Source organism: Sphingobium sp. B11D3D (genome assembly GCF_025961755.1).
Lineage (GTDB): Bacteria > Pseudomonadota > Alphaproteobacteria > Sphingomonadales > Sphingomonadaceae > Sphingobium.
This window is the reverse complement of the sequence record NZ_JAOQOG010000001.1, coordinates 2,304,974-2,321,658: the sequence shown is the minus strand read 5'-3', so window position 1 is coordinate 2,321,658 and position 16,685 is coordinate 2,304,974. Positions and strand designations below refer to the sequence as shown.

At 65.6% G+C, this 16,685-nt stretch carries 19 protein-coding genes and 1 tRNA gene; 13 read left to right on the top strand and 7 right to left on the bottom strand.

The window, feature by feature from the left end; translation table 11 throughout:
- Positions 1–202: 202 nt before the first annotated feature.
- Entirely contained in the window at positions 203–949 is a 747-nt protein-coding gene (locus M2334_RS10960; RefSeq protein ID WP_264605419.1) for a glutathione S-transferase family protein, read from the bottom strand.
- A gap of 50 nt (positions 950–999) precedes the next feature.
- Here M2334_RS10960 and M2334_RS10955 point away from each other — a divergent pair, with 50 nt between their 5' ends.
- Complete coding sequence (locus tag M2334_RS10955) at positions 1,000–1,869, top strand: SDR family NAD(P)-dependent oxidoreductase (RefSeq protein ID WP_264605418.1); 870 nt, start codon at positions 1,000–1,002, stop codon at positions 1,867–1,869.
- 83 nt (positions 1,870–1,952) lie between these two features.
- On the opposite strand, the gene M2334_RS10950 is transcribed toward M2334_RS10955, so the two are convergent.
- Positions 1,953–2,864: a TauD/TfdA dioxygenase family protein gene (locus tag M2334_RS10950; RefSeq protein ID WP_264605417.1), complete on the bottom strand. Its 912-nt coding sequence runs from the start codon at positions 2,862–2,864 to the stop codon at positions 1,953–1,955.
- 426 nt (positions 2,865–3,290) lie between these two features.
- On the opposite strand from M2334_RS10950, the gene M2334_RS10945 reads away from it, so the two are divergent.
- The 5 genes from M2334_RS10945 to M2334_RS10925 all read left to right on the top strand — a co-directional run bounded on the left by M2334_RS10945 (position 3,291) and on the right by M2334_RS10925 (position 6,770).
- Entirely contained in the window at positions 3,291–4,769 is a 1,479-nt protein-coding gene (locus M2334_RS10945) for an aldehyde dehydrogenase (RefSeq protein ID WP_264605416.1), read from the top strand.
- 11 nt (positions 4,770–4,780) lie between these two features.
- Positions 4,781–5,662, top strand: coding sequence for a hypothetical protein (locus M2334_RS10940; protein ID WP_264605415.1), 882 nt, complete (start codon positions 4,781–4,783; stop codon positions 5,660–5,662).
- 17 nt (positions 5,663–5,679) lie between these two features.
- Entirely contained in the window at positions 5,680–6,177 is a 498-nt protein-coding gene (locus M2334_RS10935; protein WP_264605414.1) for a DUF3237 domain-containing protein, read from the top strand.
- A gap of 156 nt (positions 6,178–6,333) precedes the next feature.
- Positions 6,334–6,540 carry a hypothetical protein gene (locus tag M2334_RS10930; protein ID WP_264572475.1) on the top strand — a complete coding sequence of 69 codons (207 nt, stop codon included), beginning with the start codon at positions 6,334–6,336 and terminating at the stop codon, positions 6,538–6,540.
- Entirely contained in the window at positions 6,537–6,770 is a 234-nt protein-coding gene (locus M2334_RS10925; protein WP_181559252.1) for a hypothetical protein, read from the top strand. The genes M2334_RS10930 and M2334_RS10925 overlap by 4 nt, the downstream gene beginning before the upstream one ends.
- A gap of 18 nt (positions 6,771–6,788) precedes the next feature.
- On the opposite strand, the gene M2334_RS10920 is transcribed toward M2334_RS10925, so the two are convergent.
- The 3 genes from M2334_RS10920 to M2334_RS10910 are packed head-to-tail and all read right to left on the bottom strand — an operon-like array spanning position 6,789 to position 9,886.
- Positions 6,789–7,193, bottom strand: coding sequence for a nuclear transport factor 2 family protein (locus tag M2334_RS10920; RefSeq protein ID WP_264572476.1), 405 nt, complete (start codon positions 7,191–7,193; stop codon positions 6,789–6,791).
- Complete coding sequence (locus tag M2334_RS10915; protein ID WP_264605413.1) at positions 7,190–8,140, bottom strand: SDR family oxidoreductase; 951 nt, start codon at positions 8,138–8,140, stop codon at positions 7,190–7,192. The genes M2334_RS10920 and M2334_RS10915 overlap by 4 nt, the downstream gene beginning before the upstream one ends.
- A 51-nt stretch (positions 8,141–8,191) precedes the next feature.
- Positions 8,192–9,886, bottom strand: a complete 1,695-nt coding sequence (locus M2334_RS10910) for an alkaline phosphatase family protein (RefSeq protein ID WP_264605412.1) — start codon at positions 9,884–9,886, stop codon at positions 8,192–8,194.
- Between the two features lie 93 nt (positions 9,887–9,979).
- Between M2334_RS10910 and M2334_RS10905 the strand changes: the two genes are divergently transcribed.
- The 6 genes from M2334_RS10905 to M2334_RS10880 all read left to right on the top strand — a co-directional run bounded on the left by M2334_RS10905 (position 9,980) and on the right by M2334_RS10880 (position 15,337).
- Entirely contained in the window at positions 9,980–12,091 is a 2,112-nt protein-coding gene (locus tag M2334_RS10905; RefSeq protein WP_264605411.1) for a protein-disulfide reductase DsbD family protein, read from the top strand.
- Positions 12,092–12,093: 2 nt separating this feature from the next.
- Positions 12,094–12,837, top strand: coding sequence for a TlyA family RNA methyltransferase (locus M2334_RS10900; RefSeq protein ID WP_264605410.1), 744 nt, complete (start codon positions 12,094–12,096; stop codon positions 12,835–12,837).
- 114 nt (positions 12,838–12,951) lie between these two features.
- A complete protein-coding gene (locus tag M2334_RS10895) occupies positions 12,952–13,500 on the top strand; it encodes a TspO/MBR family protein (protein ID WP_264605409.1) in 549 nt (182 codons plus the stop codon).
- A 38-nt stretch (positions 13,501–13,538) separates the two neighbouring features.
- A complete protein-coding gene (locus tag M2334_RS10890; RefSeq protein WP_264569945.1) occupies positions 13,539–13,817 on the top strand; it encodes an accessory factor UbiK family protein in 279 nt (92 codons plus the stop codon).
- A 187-nt stretch (positions 13,818–14,004) separates the two neighbouring features.
- On the top strand, positions 14,005–14,511 hold the full coding sequence (locus tag M2334_RS10885; protein WP_181559260.1) for a YbjN domain-containing protein: 507 nt from the start codon (positions 14,005–14,007) through the stop codon (positions 14,509–14,511).
- Positions 14,498–15,337, top strand: coding sequence for a pyrroline-5-carboxylate reductase family protein (locus M2334_RS10880; protein ID WP_264605408.1), 840 nt, complete (start codon positions 14,498–14,500; stop codon positions 15,335–15,337). Before M2334_RS10885 ends, M2334_RS10880 begins: the two co-directional genes overlap by 14 nt.
- 4 nt (positions 15,338–15,341) lie before the next feature.
- Here the strand turns inward: M2334_RS10880 and M2334_RS10875 are convergent, their stop codons facing one another.
- Positions 15,342–15,842, bottom strand: coding sequence for a MarR family winged helix-turn-helix transcriptional regulator (locus tag M2334_RS10875; RefSeq protein WP_264605407.1), 501 nt, complete (start codon positions 15,840–15,842; stop codon positions 15,342–15,344).
- A gap of 180 nt (positions 15,843–16,022) precedes the next feature.
- Here M2334_RS10875 and M2334_RS10870 point away from each other — a divergent pair.
- A tRNA-Gln gene (locus M2334_RS10870) sits at positions 16,023–16,097 on the top strand.
- 132 nt (positions 16,098–16,229) lie between these two features.
- On the opposite strand, the gene M2334_RS10865 is transcribed toward M2334_RS10870, so the two are convergent.
- The gene (locus M2334_RS10865) at positions 16,230–16,664 is read right to left on the bottom strand and encodes a hypothetical protein (protein WP_264605406.1); all 435 of its coding nucleotides are present in this window, start codon (positions 16,662–16,664) and stop codon (positions 16,230–16,232) included.
- Positions 16,665–16,685 lie beyond the last annotated feature (21 nt).

Here is a 16,685-nt window from a genome sequence, read left to right as displayed (position 1 = left end):
GTCAGGGGGAGATCGCTTGTCCGTCAGCCGGGGCAATCCGGTATCGCTGCAGCACGAAAACGGCCGGGAAGGCCGGGCTGACGGACAAGGCCAGCGCTCTCATGCATGAATTAGCTTAACCGGAGCCTAACGGGAACTTTCGCGATAGAAAAATGTGCAAAAAGGCACCGTGACTCGTAGCGACAGAGGCGGCGGCGTGCCTTCAATCCTTGCGGGAGACCATGCCGGTGTGGTCCGGCATCGCAAGCGCTGCTGCCACGCCCGGGCGGGCCTTCATCCGCGCCATCCACGCCATGGCCTGCGGCGTGTGGGTCTCGTTCCACAGGTCGGGGTAGCTGCGCGGCATGGAGACGGCCATGGCGAAGACGGCGATGTCGGCCAGCGTGAACATGCCGCCGACCAGCCAGTCATGGCCCGCGAGCGCGCTTTCCACCCGGTCGCTCACGTCCTCCAGATTGGCGCGCCAGCCCTCAAGCTCCCGCTCGGAAAAGCCGCCCTTGGCCGCCAGCTCCCATTTGTCGCGCTTTTCCTTGAGCGGGATGCGCTTGAGTCGCGCCTCGAACTCGCCCTCGGGCAGCGCCTTGGCCATGCCGGGGATCACCCGATGCCAGGCGAGGAAGGAGAGGGACGGGCGGAACACCTCATCGACATATTTGGTCCAGATGCGCATCTGCCCCTGCAGATAGGGATCGGCCGGCTTGAGCGGCGGGCCATCGAAGGCGTCGTCAATATATTCGTTGATGACCGTTGATTCCGTCAGCACCCGGCCGTCGTGCACAAGCGTCGGCACCTGTCCGGCTGGGTTGATCGCGACATAGGCCGGCGCATGCTGCTCGAACTTCATAAGGTTGATGTAGTGGCTGGTGAAGGGCACGCCTTTCTCATGAATGGCCTGCAAGACCTTCAGGCTGTTGGAAGCCGGCTCGCCATGATAGAGGTCCACGGTCATTGGTTGTAAATCCCCATAATAAGAGTGGTAGCCATGAGGCGAGGAGAGGAATGAAGACAGTAGCAGGCACGATGGCCTTCATCACCGGCGGTGCGAGCGGCATCGGCCTTGGCATGGCGCGCGCGCTGGCGGCGCAGGGCGCCAGGATCGCGGTCTGCGATGTGCGCGCCGACCATCTGGCGCAGGCGGCGCAGGTCGCGGCGGACGAAGGCTGGGCGGACCGCTTCCGCGCGCTCCAACTCGATGTCCGCGACCGCGACGCCTTTGCCGCCGCGCTGGACGAGGCCGAGGCCGCGCTCGGCCCGCTGCAGATCCTCATCAACAATGCCGGCATCGGCATCCAGGGCCCGGTCGATGAAGCGACCTATGCGGATTGGGATTGGGCAATCGGCGTCAATCTGATGGGCGTGGTCAACGGCCTCGTCTCGGGCCTGCCACGCATAAAGGCGCATGGGCTGGGCGGGCATGTCGTCAACACCGCCTCGCAGGGTGCGATCATGCAGGCGCGCGCCACGCGCGGCGTCTACGCGCCGACCAAGGCGGCGGTCATTTCCATGACCGAGCATCTCAAGCTGGAACTGGATGCCAAGGGCAGCAGCATGGGAGGCGGCGCCATCGGCGCCACGGTGGTGTGCCCCGGCCCAGTGCGAACCAATATCGAGGAGACCGAGCAGCACCGCCCGGCGGAGTTTCAGGTGGATACACCCTTCCGCCACCGGGACGAAACGCCGCCCCCCGGCGCCCTGCCGCCAACGGCGCCGGGTTTCTGGCTCGACCCGTTGACCGTCGGGCAGATGACCGTGGACGCGATCCTCACCGGCAAGCTCTATGTCATCACCCACCCGGCCTTCATCGGTTCGGTGAAGGCCCGTCATGCCGGCATCGAAGCGGCGATGGCGGAGGATTATCTGCCGCGCTGAACCCCCGGCGCGCGCCGGGACGCCAAGCCGGTCGTTACCGGGCATGGCGCCAGTCAGCGCGCGGTTGAGAACCGCACAGGCGCTCAGTGCGCCGCCTCGGCCTCACGCCGGCGGAACTCGTAGGTGTCGCCTTCCTCGCCGCTCTCATTGAGCGTCGCGCGGCGCATGTCGCGGCGATACTGGTCCGTCTCCAGCGGCGTCGCGGCATGCAGGGCATAGCGATTGTCCCAGATCACGATGTCGCCTTCGGTCCACTGATGGCGGTGGATATATTTGGGCTGGGTGACATGCGCGTACAGCTCTTCAACAAAGGCATGGCCCTCATCGTCGCTCATGCCGACCACGCCCACGCAATGCCCGCCGACGAACAGTGCCTTGCGCCCGAGCGGCGCCTCACGCACCAGCGGATGGTGCACCGGCGGCATCGGCATCGCCGCCTTCATTTCCTCGGTGACCGCAAGCCCGGCATACTGGCGGCCGCGCCAGAAATCGTGGATGCCAGTCATGCCATCCACCTTGTCCTTCATTGCCTGCGGCAGATCGTCATAAGCCGCGCGCAGATCGAGGAACAGCGTGTCGCCGCCGACCTCCGAGGGCGGGCACTCCACGCCGCGCAGCATCGACCATTTGGAGGGCAGCGGGTTGAACGAGCTGTCCGCATGAAAGCGCTCGGCGCCCTTGGCGATGTTCGCATTGGCCGGGGTCAGCGGCTTGATATTGCCATCAGGATCGAGATTGCCGGCAGAAAACAGCTCCGGCGCGATCCGGCCCGCCGGGCGCTTGCCATAATTGGGCGGATATTCCAGCGGCCCGAACAGCCGGGCGAAGCGGATATGCTCCTCATCCGTGATCGGCGCGTGCCGCACGACGCAGACGATGTGCTTGTCCATCGCATCCTGCACAGCCTGGCGCAAATCCTCGGTCGGCTCGGCCTTGAGGTCGGTCCCGACGATCTCGCCGAAGAACAGGGGATGAAGCTGATTGACGGTAATCATGGGCGTCCTCTCTCGTCTCTCCCGCCTGTGCTTGCTTGAGTCTGCGGCGGTTATCGGCAGGGAGTGTGAGCCGGTTACAGGATCGAGTCAATATGGTTGGATTTTTCAATCATTGGGGTGCTTGGTGTTTGCGAGCGATGCGCAAAAAGACTGCCCACGATAGTCGCGAACGGCCGTCGGAAATTCGTCCGCACTAAGTTTGACGGCCCGGCACCGAAAGCGCCGGCGCCGAGTTGCCATCGGGCGAAGATTTCTGTCAGACAAAGTCAACATTAGCACAACGGCGGCGGCGCTTTCCCCTTGCACCCGCGTCCGCAATCCTTAGCATCCGCGCCATCGAATCCGGCGGCGTGCAGGTCGTCAGCATCCGGGCAGTCCGCTCCCCAGAAGGCGGCGGCGCCGGGCATAAATTGAAGGAGAGAGAGCGTGGCAGGACATAATCCCGAAGGCGTGTTCGTGAAGGAGCCGGGCAAGGTCTGGATCAACGGGCAATGGCGTGCGCCCAATAGCGGGCGGTTCATCGAGCTGGTTTCGCCCAATACCGAGCAGGTCGTCGGTGCCGTGGCGGAAGCCGATGAGGCGGACATGGACGCTGCCGTTTCCGCCGCCCGCGCTGCCTTCGACCACGGTCCGTGGCCGCGCATGAGCGTTGCTGAGCGCAACGAGATCATGAAGAAGATCACCGCACATCTGCAGAGCCGCGCGAGCGAGCTGGCCAAGGCGTGGACCGCGCAGATGGGCGGCCTCGCGAGCTTCGCGCCCGGCATGGTCGCCGGCGCAACCATGCAGTTCGATCAGACCCGCGAGGTGGGTGCCAACTTCCAATATGTCCAGCAGCGCGAGACGCAGGCCGCAGCCGCTGCCTATCTCGTCTATGAGCCGGTCGGCGTGGTCGCATCCATCGCGCCGTGGAACGGGCCTTATGGCATCATGGCCTCCAAGGTCGCCAATGCGCTCATCACGGGCTGCACGGTCATCATGAAGCCTTCGCCGGAGACCCCCCTGGAGGCCTATATCATCGCCGAGGCGTGCGAGGCCGCGGGCGTGCCGGCGGGCGTCGTCAATCTCGTTTGCGGCCATCGCGAGGCGAGCGATCACCTCGTCTGCAATCCCGCCGTGGACAAGGTGAGCTTCACCGGCTCCACCGTGGCCGGCAAGCGCATCGCGAGCGTGTGTGGCGAGCGGATCGCGCGCTGCACGCTGGAGCTGGGCGGCAAGTCCGCTGCCATCGTGCGCGACGATTTTTCCGCCGAGGAGACCGCTAAGCTGATGACACAGACGATCAGCCTGCTCTCCGGGCAGGTCTGCGCGATGCTCAGCCGGCTGATCGTCCCGCGCGTCCGGCAGGACGAGATTGCCGATGCCATCGCGGCGGAAATGCAGAAGGTGAAGATCGGCTATTCGGACGATCCGACGACGCAGCTCGGTCCGCTTGCCATGAAGCGACAGCTCGAGCGCGTGGAAAGCTACATCGAGGAGGGCAAGAAGACAGCCGATCTGGTGACCGGCGGCAACCGCCCCAAGCATCTCAACCAGGGCTATTTCATCGAGCCGACGCTGTTCAAGAATGTCGATAACAAGTCGAAGATCGCCCAGGAGGAAATCTTCGGCCCGGTCCTCAGCATCATCCCGGTGGACGATGAGGAGGAGGCCATCGCCGTCGCCAATGACAGCAATTATGGCCTCTCCGGCTCCGTGCTGACCAAGGATGCGCAGGCCGCGTTCGACGTCGCCCGGCGCATCCGCACCGGCGGCATCGGCCAGAACGGGCTCAAGGTCGATTGGGGCCTGCCTTTCGGTGGCTATAAGCAGTCCGGCATCGGCCGCGAGGGCGGCGTGGACGGGCTGATGGCCTATCTGGAGATCAAGGCCATGTACATGGACGCGCCGGTCAACGCGGCGTGAGCCAAAAGGGGATGAGCCGCGCGGCGCTCTATGATGCGCTGGAGGCCTATCTCGCGGCGCTGGGGCGCAAAGACCCCGGCGCCGTGAACTGGGCGCCCGACCCGTTCATCACCGAGAACAATGTCCGCCTCCAGCCGGACGATGGCCTGTGGGGTACCATCGAGCGGCTGGGCGACTATCGCCTCATGTTCGCCGATGAGAAGACGCGACAGGTCGGCTATTTCGGTACGGCAGTCGAGCCGCTGGATGAGAGCGCATACACCATGCGCCTCGGGCTGGACGAGGCGGGCCGGGTAGCGGAGGCCGAGACCATCGTGGTGCGGCAGGTGGACAGCTCGCCGGTGTTCGAGAACCAGCGATTTGACGACAAGCCGATCCTCAACGCCACCGTTGAGGCGCCCGTCTCCCGCGCAGAAATGATCGCCTTGTCAGACGGTTATTTCGAGACCTTACAACTGAATGACGGCACGATCCGCACGAAATTCCATCCCGATTGCAACCGCGTCGAAAATGGCGTGCAGACCACCAACAACCCCGAGTTCGCCAAGCTGGTGCCGGTCGCCGGCCTGCCGTGCGAGGCGCAGTTCCGCACCGGCAATTACCGCTATGACGATCGCCTGCGCGGCCGCCGCTTTCCGCTGGTGGACGAGGAGCGGGGGCTGGTGCTGGCCTATGGTTTCATCGATCATTGCGGGCGGCTGGATCATTACACGCTGACCGACGGCACGCAGGTCCGCTCGCACATCCGCCGGCCGCATAGCTATTATCTCGCTGAGCTGTTCAAGATCGATCACGGCATGATCTGCCAGATCGAGGCCAATTTCATCACCGTGCCCTATCATATGCCCAGCCCGTGGGATGCTCGCCCGGACGCGGGCGCCCGCGCCGCCTGATCGTCCAAGGAGCCGCCATGTCCTTCTCGACCCTCGACCAGCCCGTGCTTGAGTTCGCCTTCGAGTGCCGCCTCATGTTCACGCGGGTCTTCGGCGTGCCCAATGTCCATAATGGCGGCTTCCGCTCGGCGGTGCTCGTGGATGAAGGGCATTTCGAGGGGCCGCGGCTGCGGGGGCGGGCGGTGCCCAATTCCGGCGGCGATTACGCCCATTTCCGCGATGACGATACCGCCGTGTTCGATGCCCGCTATCTGCTTGAAACCGACGATGGCGAGATCATCTACATGCAGAACAAGGGCTATCTCTGGGGTCGCAAGCCGGACTCCATGGCCAGGCTACGCGCCTGGGCCTTCGAGGGCGGCGAGCCGGTCACACATGAGGATTATTATCTGCGCGCGCAGCCGACCTTCGAGACGAGCAAGGGCAAATATGACTGGATGACCCGCCATGTCTTCGTGGGCGTGGGCGAGCGCAAGCCGGATGGCAATCTGGTGCGCTATTATGCGCTGACCTGATCCGCGCGCGGTGCGCTGGGCTGTTGCCGAGGCGATTGCGTGCGACAGATGACACATTAGCTGCTAGGGCGACGCCATTAGCGCGAACCCTGCTCGCAAGCTGTCGCGATAACTGAGAGACCGTCGTGCTCCCGCTTGCCGTGTCGGGAGACGCTCATGGAAGATTTCAATCGCCTTTTGCACGATCAGCAGCGCGCGCTGATCGACGCCCAGTTCGCCGGGTGCAGCCAGCGCCATCATGCCGCGCGGGAAGCTGCCTGCTCTGTGTCCGCCCGCATCAAGGCGCATCCCTATCCCTACCGTCTGCGCTCGGCCACGGCCATGCGCGCGGTGTTCGCGCAGCAGGGGAGCCTCGCCGCATGAGCCGCGTCGTCATCCTCGCCGCCCCGGAAGCGGATGTGCTGGCTTATTGTGCCAAGGCTGGCATCGGTCTTTCTGTGGTCGAGCCACTGCCGAGCGGCCAGACCCGCGCCGTTCTCAACAATGTCATCGATGCCGACAAGGTGCGCAAGGGCATGAAGGCGATGGTCGTCAGCGGCCCGGTCGCACGCTCGCCGCTTTATGTGAGCCGCACGCAGTCGCCCTATCGCTAAAGCAGCTCGCCGCGCCGGTCAGCCGGGCGGCGGCGCCAGCGCGCAGGCGACGTCCACAATCAGCCCGTCGCGCAGGGTGTAGAAGATGAACTGTCGCATCTCCTGCACCTCGCCGGCCTTGATCGGGAACAACCCGCCCGCGCCATTGGCATCGAGCGTCGCCCGGTCGAGGTCGCGATAGGCCTCGATGCGCACGATGGCGTCGACGGCCGTCAGGGTGTCGCTCGACGCGAAATTGAGCACCCGCACGCTCTCATGAACATGGGCGTGGAGAAAGCTGTAGAAGCGCTTCATGTCCTCGCGGGATTGCAGCGCGACGCCGAAGAAGCGCATGTCCATCGGCTCTGCGTAAAAGTCGCAGACCGCGTCATAATCCTTGGCATTGAACGCCGCGAGATACCGCTCGTAATCGGCGCGGTTCATGCCGGTTGCGCCGCTGCCTCGCCACGGGCGGCCTCGACCAGCATCGCGCGATTTTCCTCGATCATCTGGCGGACGGAGCGGGCCGGGCGGCCGGTCAACGTCTGCACGTCATCGGTGCGCAATTCCAGATAGCCTTCGCGGATCGCGCGGCCGAAGGTGACCATATCATCGCTGTTCCAGGGAATGCCGCTCACATATTGGTCATCGACTGGGCGCCGCGGAATCCCCATGCTGTCGAAGATGGCATATTGCTGCGCGTCGTCGACGGGAATGTGCTCCACCGGGCAGCCCGTGATCTGCGTGATGAGCGCGGCAACCTCGCCAAAGGTCTGCAACTCCGGCCCGGTGATGTTGTAGATCTTGTTCTCATGGCCGGGCGTCGTCATCGCGGCGACCGCGCAGTCCACGCAATCGTCGCGCCACACCATCGCTTCGCGCCCCTCACCGGCATTGCTGAACCATTTGCCGGTCGCCAGCACATTGGGCCCGGCCATCAGGATCATGGCGTCCGCATAATGTGCGTCGCGCAGCGCCGTCCAGGCCATGCCGGAGGCGCGCATCGCCTGTTCCGTCTCGATATGGTCGTGGCGCACTTCCGCCGGGTTGTTCGGGTCATCGATGCCGATGAAGCTGGTGTAGAGAATGTGGCGGACGCCGGCGGCCGCGGCCGCATTGATCGCCGCCTTGTGCTGGACGACGCGGGCCCCGACCCGCGTGCCGGAGATGAGCAGCATTTTTTCCGCGCCCTGCACGGCGGCGGCCAGCGTTTCGGGCTTGTCATAATCGCCATAGCGCACGTCGCAGCCCTGCGCGGTGCGGTCCGCCAGTCTGTCCGGCGAGCGGCTGATGAGGATGAGCTGGTCTGCCAGCCCTTTCTCGATCAGCCGGTCCGTGGCGGCCCGGCCATATTGGCCTGAGGCACCGGTAATGACGATCTTGCCTGACATGCGTAGCCTCTCCTTATCCGGTCATGCTTGTTGCGACCGATTCAGGCCAGTCTAGCGATCCTGCGGGGCAGGGCAACGGCTTGCCGGGCCGGGATCGAGATCGAGGCAGCGGCCATCGATCCGGTCGGCCGGCACGGTGACGCCGATCTGCGCGGCCAGCGTGGGCAGGATATCCACCGTCTCCACCGCTTGCGGCTGCTCCATGTGCATCAGGCCCTTGCGCCAGAACAGCATCGGCACCCGGCGATCATAGCCCCACGGGCTGCCGTGGGTCGAAACATAGCCGGGCGCGGGCGTCGCGATGGGCATGATGCGCGGCTTGAGCAGAAGGACGAGATCGCCCGAGCGCTCGGGGTCGTAGCTCGCCTTGGCGATCGTCGCGAGCGACCAGCTTTCCGGCGATCCGGCGGGGGCCGGCGCGGCCTCGATATCCTTGCGGGTGAAGACGGCCTCGACTTGCCGGTGAGCGGCGTAGAACGCCTTGGCCTCGGCAATGACGCGGGTACGCTGGGCGGCGGTGAGGGCGGCATTCACATAGATGTCGCCAAAGGGATTGGTGCCGAGCAGCAGCGTGCCGTGCGCGACCGTAATGCCGGTGCGCGCGCTGATCGCGGCGCTGACGGCACTCGGGTACAGGGCCGGGTCCGCGCGCTCGGCATCCGCGATGGCCTGCTCGCGCAGGCGCTCGGGGATGTCCGGCCCACCATGGTCGGCAGTGAGCATCACCATATAATCGAGGCCGGTCGCATCCAGCCGGTCCAGGAAGCTGGCGAGGGCATCGTCCAGCGCGAACATCTGGATGCACATTTCTGCGCCGCGATTGCCGTAGCTATGGCCGATATAGTCGGTGGCCGAGAGGCCGACGATCAGCAGGTCGGTGGTGTCGCCGCGTCCGAGCTGCTGCGCCTCCAACTGCTTGACGGCGAGCGCCAGAACGGCGGCATCGGCTTCCGGCGAGGTGCGGAAGGCGCGAACATCGCCGCCGGCACGGGCGAAATGCCCGTCACCGACGCTGAGTGTATCGGTCAGGCGGACGGCGCGGTCGTTGGCCTTGCAGAAGGCGGGCACGTCCATTGCCGCGCGAGGCTGGTCGAAGGTCTTGCGCACGCCGGCGTTCACCTGCTCGATCAAAGGGGTGAGCGGCGTCCCCCGATAGCTGGTGAAGCCATTGCCGCCCCACCACCAGATTTGGTCGACCACCGGCCCGCCCATCATGATCGCCGAGCGATCCTTGCCGGAGACGGACACCACCTTGGCCGCCGGATTCTGCGCCTTCATATAGCCGCCCAGCGTCGGCACGCGCAGCATCTTCACGGACGGCGCATAATCGCGCGAACTGGTGCCCGGCACCTCCGGGTCTTCGGCGCAGTAGACGGTCTTGTCGGCGCGGGCGATTTTCTGGTCGATCCAGTCATTGCCGATGATCCCGGTGCGCGCGGGGCGGCTGCCGGTCAGGATCGTCGAATGACCGGGGCAGGTCTCCGTGGCGGCGTGGCCCTGATAGCCATTGGGAAAGACGACGCCCTGCTGCAGGCGGGCCAAGCCGCCGGTGAAGGCGCTGCGATAGGCGCCGAACAGGTCGGTCGAGAACTGATCGACGGAGATGACGACGAGCAGCTTGGGTGGGCTCTGCGGCGCCTCGGATGCGGGAGCAGCGGGCGCGGCTGGAGTCTGCGCGGGCTGGGCCAGCGCCGGGCCACTCAGGGCCAGCGTTGCGGCAAGGCACAGGCAAGCAGGGAAACGCATAGATTCTCCTTGGGGTCGGGGCGGCGCGCGCTTACAGAACGGCCAATGATCCGTTTCATGGCTTTTCCTGTGCGCCGGCTCAATGGCGTTTTGATGACCGCGTGGGTTCTACTGGCGGCGCTGCTGGTCGGGACAGGGGCTTTTGCGCAATCTGCGGCGCCATCGGCCGGCGGCGCGTTCGCGCAGCGCGGGGCGCCGAATATCACGGCCAGCCTGGTTGCCGAGACGGATAGGCCGGCTGCCGGGAGCACGGTCACGCTCGCTATCGTGATGAAACCCAAAGCCGGCTGGCATGGCTATTGGGGCAATCCGGGCGATGCCGGGCAGGGCATGCAGGTCGCCTGGGATTTGCCGGCGGGCAGTGGCGTCAAGATAGGCGATTTCCGCTATCCCGTGCCGGACCGACTGCTGATCGCCGGGCTGATGAACCATGTCTACGAGCATGACTATGCGGTGCTGGTCGATCTGGCGGTTCCCGCTGGGTTGGCGCCAGGGACGGTACTTCCGGTGCGCGGCAAGGCGCGGTGGCTGGCCTGCACGGACGCGATCTGCGTGCCGGAGCAGGGCGAGATCGCGACCACGCTGACCATTGGCGATGGCGCTACGACGGCAGCCTCCCGCAAGATCTTCGACGGATTTCGCGCGGCTCTCCCCCGTCCGCTCGATCAGCCTGCGCGATATGCTGTGGCCGGCGGGACGCTGAGCATCGCGGTGCCCTATCCGCAGGCGGCGCCAATGGGCGCGCCATGGTTCTTTGCGACGACACAGGACGTCGTGCGCTACGCCCAGCCGCAGGCCGTCCGCCGAGCGGGCGACTGGCTGGTGGTCGAGGTGGGGCTGGCCGAGGACGCGTCCGTGCCCGCTGCGGTCGAGGGCGTGCTGGCGGTTTCGCCGGGCGTCGCGCTCGCGATCAGGGCCACGCCCGGCGCGGTGCCCGAAGGGGGCGAGCGGCTGACCGTGGCACCCGATGGAGGAACGACGGCCGCGCCGGCCGAGAAAACCGGGCTTGGCGCGGTCCTGCTGATCCTCGGTGGTGCTATTCTGGGCGGGCTGATCCTCAATGTCATGCCGTGCGTCTTCCCGATCCTCAGCCTCAAGGCGATCAGCCTTGCCAAGGCAGGCGGGGATGAGCGGCAGGCCAGGCGTGATGCGCTGGCCTACACCGCCGGCATTCTCGTCACCTGCCTCGCGCTCGGCGCGCTGATGCTGGCGATCCGGGCCGGCGGCACGGAGGTCGGCTGGGCCTTCCAGTTGCAAGACCCGCGCGTGATCGCGGTGCTGCTGATGCTGATGGTGGCGATCACGCTCAATCTTCTCGGCGGGTTCGAGATCGCCTCGCTCTCGGTCGGGCAGGGGCGGGCTAGGCAAGGCGGGCAGGCGGGCGCGTTCTGGACCGGCGCGCTGGCCGCCTTCGTCGCGACGCCCTGCACCGGGCCGTTCATGGGCGCCGCCATGGGCGCGGCGCTGGTGCTGCCCTGGCCGCTGGCGCTGGCGGTGTTCGCAGGGCTCGGCCTTGGTTTGGCTTCGCCGTTCATCGCCATTGCCTGGGTTCCGGCACTGCGCCGACTGATGCCCCGCCCGGGCGCGTGGATGACGCGCTTTCGGCGCATCATGGCAATGCCGATGGGGCTGACGGCGCTGGCACTGCTCTGGCTGCTCTCGCGGCAACTGGGTGCGGGTGGCGTGGTGCTGGGCGTGCTGCTGGCGGGGGGCGTGATCCTGGCCCTCCTGCTGCTGGGGCGGCGCCAGCGCGCCGGCGCTGGCGTCAACTGGGCCTTGGGTGGACTCGTAGCCCTGCTGCTGAGCGGCGCTGCAATCGCCGCGCCTGCGCTGGTCCGTGGGGATCGCCCGGTTGCGGGCGAGGGGCTAGTGGGCCAGCCGTTCAGCGAGGCCCGGCTGGCCGCGCTGCGGGCGCAGAACAAGCCGGTCTTCCTCTATTTCACAGCCGACTGGTGCCTGACCTGCAAGGTCAATGAGGCCAATGCCATCGATACGCAGGCGGTGCGTGATGCCTTCGAGGCGGGCGGGGTCGCCGCGATGGTGGGCGACTGGACCAATGCCGATCCGGCGATCAGTCGCTTCCTCGAAGCACATGGCCGCTCCGGCGTGCCCCTGTACCTCTTCTATGCGCCCGGCGCCGCGACGCCACAGGTTCTCCCGCAAGTGCTGACATCCGGCACGCTCACCGCTTTGGCGAAACGCTGAGGATGGCCAAGAAGCGCCTCGATCAATTGCTCGTCGAGCGCGGCCTTGCCGAGAGCCGCACCCGCGCGCAGGCGCTCATCATGAGCGGCAATGTGCTGGTCGGCGACAAGCCGGTCGACAAGGCGGGGCAGGCGGTGCCGGAGGAGGCGGAGATCGTCCTCAAGGGGCGCGATCATCCCTGGGTCTCGCGTGGCGGACTCAAGCTGGCGCACGCGCTGGAGGCGTTCGCCATCGATGTGACCGGACTGGTGGCGATGGACGTCGGCAGCTCCACGGGCGGCTTTACGGACGTGCTACTGACCAACGGCGCAGCGCGGGTCTATGCGATCGACAGCGGTACCAACCAGCTTGCGTGGAAGCTGCGGCAAGACCCCCGCGTCATCGTTCGCGAGCAGACCAGCGCGCGTATTTTGACGGTCGCGCATGTGCCGGAGCCGGTGGACATCATCGTCTGCGATGCAAGTTTCATCAGCCTTGCCAAGGTGCTGGAGCGCCCGCTGACCTTCGCGGCGCCAGCCGCCCGGCTCGTCGCGCTCATCAAACCGCAGTTCGAGGCGGGGCGCGAAGAGGTCGGCAAGGGCGGTGTGGTGCGCGATCCCGCGGTTCACGCCCGCGTCTGCGCGGAGGTGGAGGCCTGGCTGGCGGCGCAACCTGAGTGGCAGGTCACTGGCCTCACTACCAGCCCGATCACCGGGCCGGAGGGCAATGTGGAGTTCCTGATTGCCGGCGCACGCGTGCCAGGATGAAGCAGGCGCGATCCTCTCCCGTGCAATCGGCATGCGGGAAGGGCTGGCGCGGCGCAACGCCATCGTTAAAGTCATGTCAACGCTGTGGGGATTCGGCATGAAGTGGGAGTGCGCGTGAACCAGATTGCATCGCGAAGTCAGTTGCGGATGTCCTTCCTCCGCTGGGCGCTTGTCACCATCCCTGCCATCGAGTTTCTCGGCTTTGTGTCGGGCTATGTGTCCAACAGCGGTTATGACAATCGCTGGTTCGATGCGCTGAGCAAGCCGGCATTGGTGCCGCCCGGCTGGGTGTTCGGCACGGTGTGGCCGACCCTCTATCTGCTCATGGCCCTGGCGCTGGCGATGATCCTGCACGCGCGCGGCGCGAGGGGGCGGGGGCTCGCCATCACGCTCTTCATCGTCCAGCTCTGCATCAACCTCGTCTGGTCGCCCTTGTTCTTCGGCGCGCATCAGGCTACGCTGGCTTTCTATCTGATCCTTGTCATTCTGGTGCTGGCCACGATCACCACCATCCTCTTCGGGCGAATTAGGTCCTTCGCGGCGTGGCTGATGGTGCCTTATCTTTGCTGGTTGGGCTTTGCGAGCGGGCTCGCCTTCGATATCGACCGGATGAACCCGGATGCCGAAACCCTTGTTCCTGCAGCCGTGCGTACCCAAATCTAGTCGATGGCCGCCATCGGTGGCGGCGAAGGATCAGACCCATGCAAAGTGAAAACCGCTTTTTCGACGACCTGTCCAAGATCATCAACGGCGCGGCCGGGACCGTGGCCGGGGTGGGGCGCGAGTTTGAGAGCAACGCCCGGGAGCGCGCGCGCGAGTGGATCGGCGGGCTCGATTTCGTAAGCCGCGAGGAGTTCGAGGCGGTCAAGGCCATGGCGGCGCAGGCGCGCGAGCAGGTCGAAGCACTCGAGGCGCGGCTGGCTGCGCTGGAGGGCGGTGCGTCCAAGGCCGGCAAGCCGTCGGACAAGGCCGCAAGCTGAGTTTTCGACCGGCTATCCCGCATTTATCCACAACTTATTCACAGCAACATATCGCATTCCGGACAGGTTGGGCGCGGCTTCGCCGCCGCCTGCCTTTCCGGTTGCGCTGTGTCGTGCTACGAAGGGCTGTCCAGCAGGGGCAGGACGGCGCTGGCCGCTACAGGAAGTGGACTGACGGTTTTTGAGTATGATCGACCGGGATGAATTTACAGGCGGCGAGCAGGAAGCCGAGCCGATCGACATGCTGGCGGCCTATTTCGAGGCCCATGACTGGCCCTTCGAGCATGTCGGCGAGGACGAGCTGGTCGCGCGCCATCGTGGCAGCTGGACCGAATATGAGGTCCGGGCGATCTGGCGTGACGATGACATGGTGCTGCAGCTTCTCGTGCTGCCGGACATTCGCGTCGCCGATGATAAGCGTCTGGCGATCTGCGAAACCATCGCCCTTATCAACGAGCAGCTTTGGCTGGGCCATTTCGAGCTGTGGTCGGCGAGTAGCACGCTGCTGTTCCGTCATGGCGCCTTGCTCGGCCCTAGCGGATCGCTGACGCTCGATCAGGCGCAGTTGCTGGTGGAAAGCGCAATCGACGAGTGCGAGCGCTTCTACCCCGTCTTCCAGTTCGTGCTGTGGGGCGGCAAGAATCCCGCTGAAGCCATGGCCGCCAGCCTGATCGAGACGCATGGCGAAGCCTGAGGCTGGCCCGATGTGGCCTTCGCACCTTCTTCTGCTGGGTTGCGGTAACATGGCCGGGGCCATGCTGCTGCGCTGGCTCGACGAGGGCCTGCCCGCCGAGCGGGTGACGGTGGTGCGCCCCAGCGGCAAGGCGGTCGCGCCGGGCGTGCGGGTGCTGACAGTGCTCGAAGGGCCGGTAGAGGGTGACACGCTGGTGATGCTCGGCTGCAAGCCTCAGCAGCTGGCGGACGTTGCCGGGACAACGGCGGCGCTTCTCGGCCCCGGGGCGACCCTGCTTTCGATCCTCGCGGGCGTACCGATCGCGCGCATTCGGGATGCGCTCCCGGCCATACAGTCGATTGTCCGCTGCATGCCCAATCTGCCCGTTCGGGTCGGCAAGGGTGTCAGCATTCTCAAGGTGGAAGACGCGGCTGACGAACGCGCGCGCGATCTGGTCGACGCCATGTGCAGCCGCCTTGGTCTGGTCGAATGGCTGGGCGATGAGCAACTGTTCGATGCCGCGACGGCGCTCGCAGGATGCGGCCCGGCCTTCGTCTATCGCTTCATCGATGCCTTGGCTGCCGCCGGCGCCGAACTCGGCCTTGCGCCGGATGCCGCCGCGCGCATGGCCCTCAAGACCGTGGAAGGCGCCGCATTGAGCGCAGCGGCGGCGGATCGCCCGCCCGCCGATCTGGCGGATGCAGTCGCCAGCAAGGGCGGCATGACCCGCGAAGGGCTGGACGTGCTGGACCGGTCTGACGGCCTCGCCCCGCTCGTCATGGAGACGCTGAAGGCTGCGCGGGACCGGGGTGCAGTTCTCGCTGCCTTGTCCACCAAGGCCAGCTGAACCGTCAGCGCGCGATTTGCAGGGCGGCGACCAGTCGCTGCGTTTCCGGATCGAGCAGGCTCTCCAGCACCCGCCAGAAGCCCGTGACGGAGGATTGCCCCGCTGCCGAATAGGCCGCCGCGAACCGCTCACGCACGGCATCGAACAATGCCTGCTCGATGGCCTGCCCGGCAGGCGTCAGCCTCAGCAGCTTCTGCCGACGGTCGCGGTCGCCTTTGTTGACGACGAGCAACTCGCGCTCGATCAGCTCATCGAGCACGCGCCCCAGCGACTGCTTGGTCACGCCGAGCAGCGCGATGAGCGCCGACACGCTGAGATTGGGCCGCCGCGCGATGAAGTAGAGCGCCCGTTGATGCGCGCGGCCGAGCCGGTGCTGATCCAGAATCGGGTCCATGGCCTGCGCGAACGCCATATGACCAAATTGCAGCAGCTCGATCCCGCGACGAATCTCCTCCTCGCGCAGGAACAGGGGAGAGGCTGCGGGACTGGATGGGGCGTTGCTCATGCGCCGTTTCATAAGGCCTGTGGGCAGGCGATGGAACTTCGTTCCGCAGCCCGATTACCCCTTTCGCAAGCAAGGCGCACAGGGGGAGCATATTCGCCTAAAGAGATCGCCAAACCACCGTTTCTCCGGCTTGGCATTTGCGCCCGGCCCTGTATATGGGCCGCTCGCAGCGCGCGATGCTGGGGCGTAGCCAAGCGGTAAGGCAGCGGTTTTTGGTACCGCCATGCGGAGGTTCGAATCCTCCCGCCCCAGCCAGAATCAAATTCGCGAATAAAATCAATTACATAAATGAGAAAATTGATAATTGTGGGGTCCGTTTGTGGGGTCCATTTGAGGGGCTATTCCCGCTTCTCTGGAGCATTCTCAAAATGGCACGGCTCACCCTGTTCAGGTGGACACCTCCGACGCCCTCATCTCCTTTTTCTCGTCCCGTTTTTTCGGGGGCACCTTAGGTAAGGTGGCCGCATAGAGGCTGAACAGCATAGCGAGCGTGGAAGCCGGGCGGGCCAGTTGAGCCTCTCCAGCAGCTACCGTGGGCAACTCCAGAGCTAGCGAAATCCAGAAGACCGCGCGGGCCAGCCCGCTTTGGCCGTAGGGCGCATCTTTTCGTAGCCCGACCGATACCGTCTCTCCGATGGCAATCAGTGCAATGAAGATGCTCCAGAACCACGTCCATTCTTTCGTGGTGAGGATCACGCCGCAAATCCAGATAAACGCGCAGAGGCGCCCGAAGGCCCATTTGGAGCAGCCGGTCTCCTGGCAAACTTTTATGATGATCGGCCAGAAGACGGTCTTAGCCAGCCCAGCGTCAAGGCTTTGCACGTCGCAATCTCCGAAGGGTGG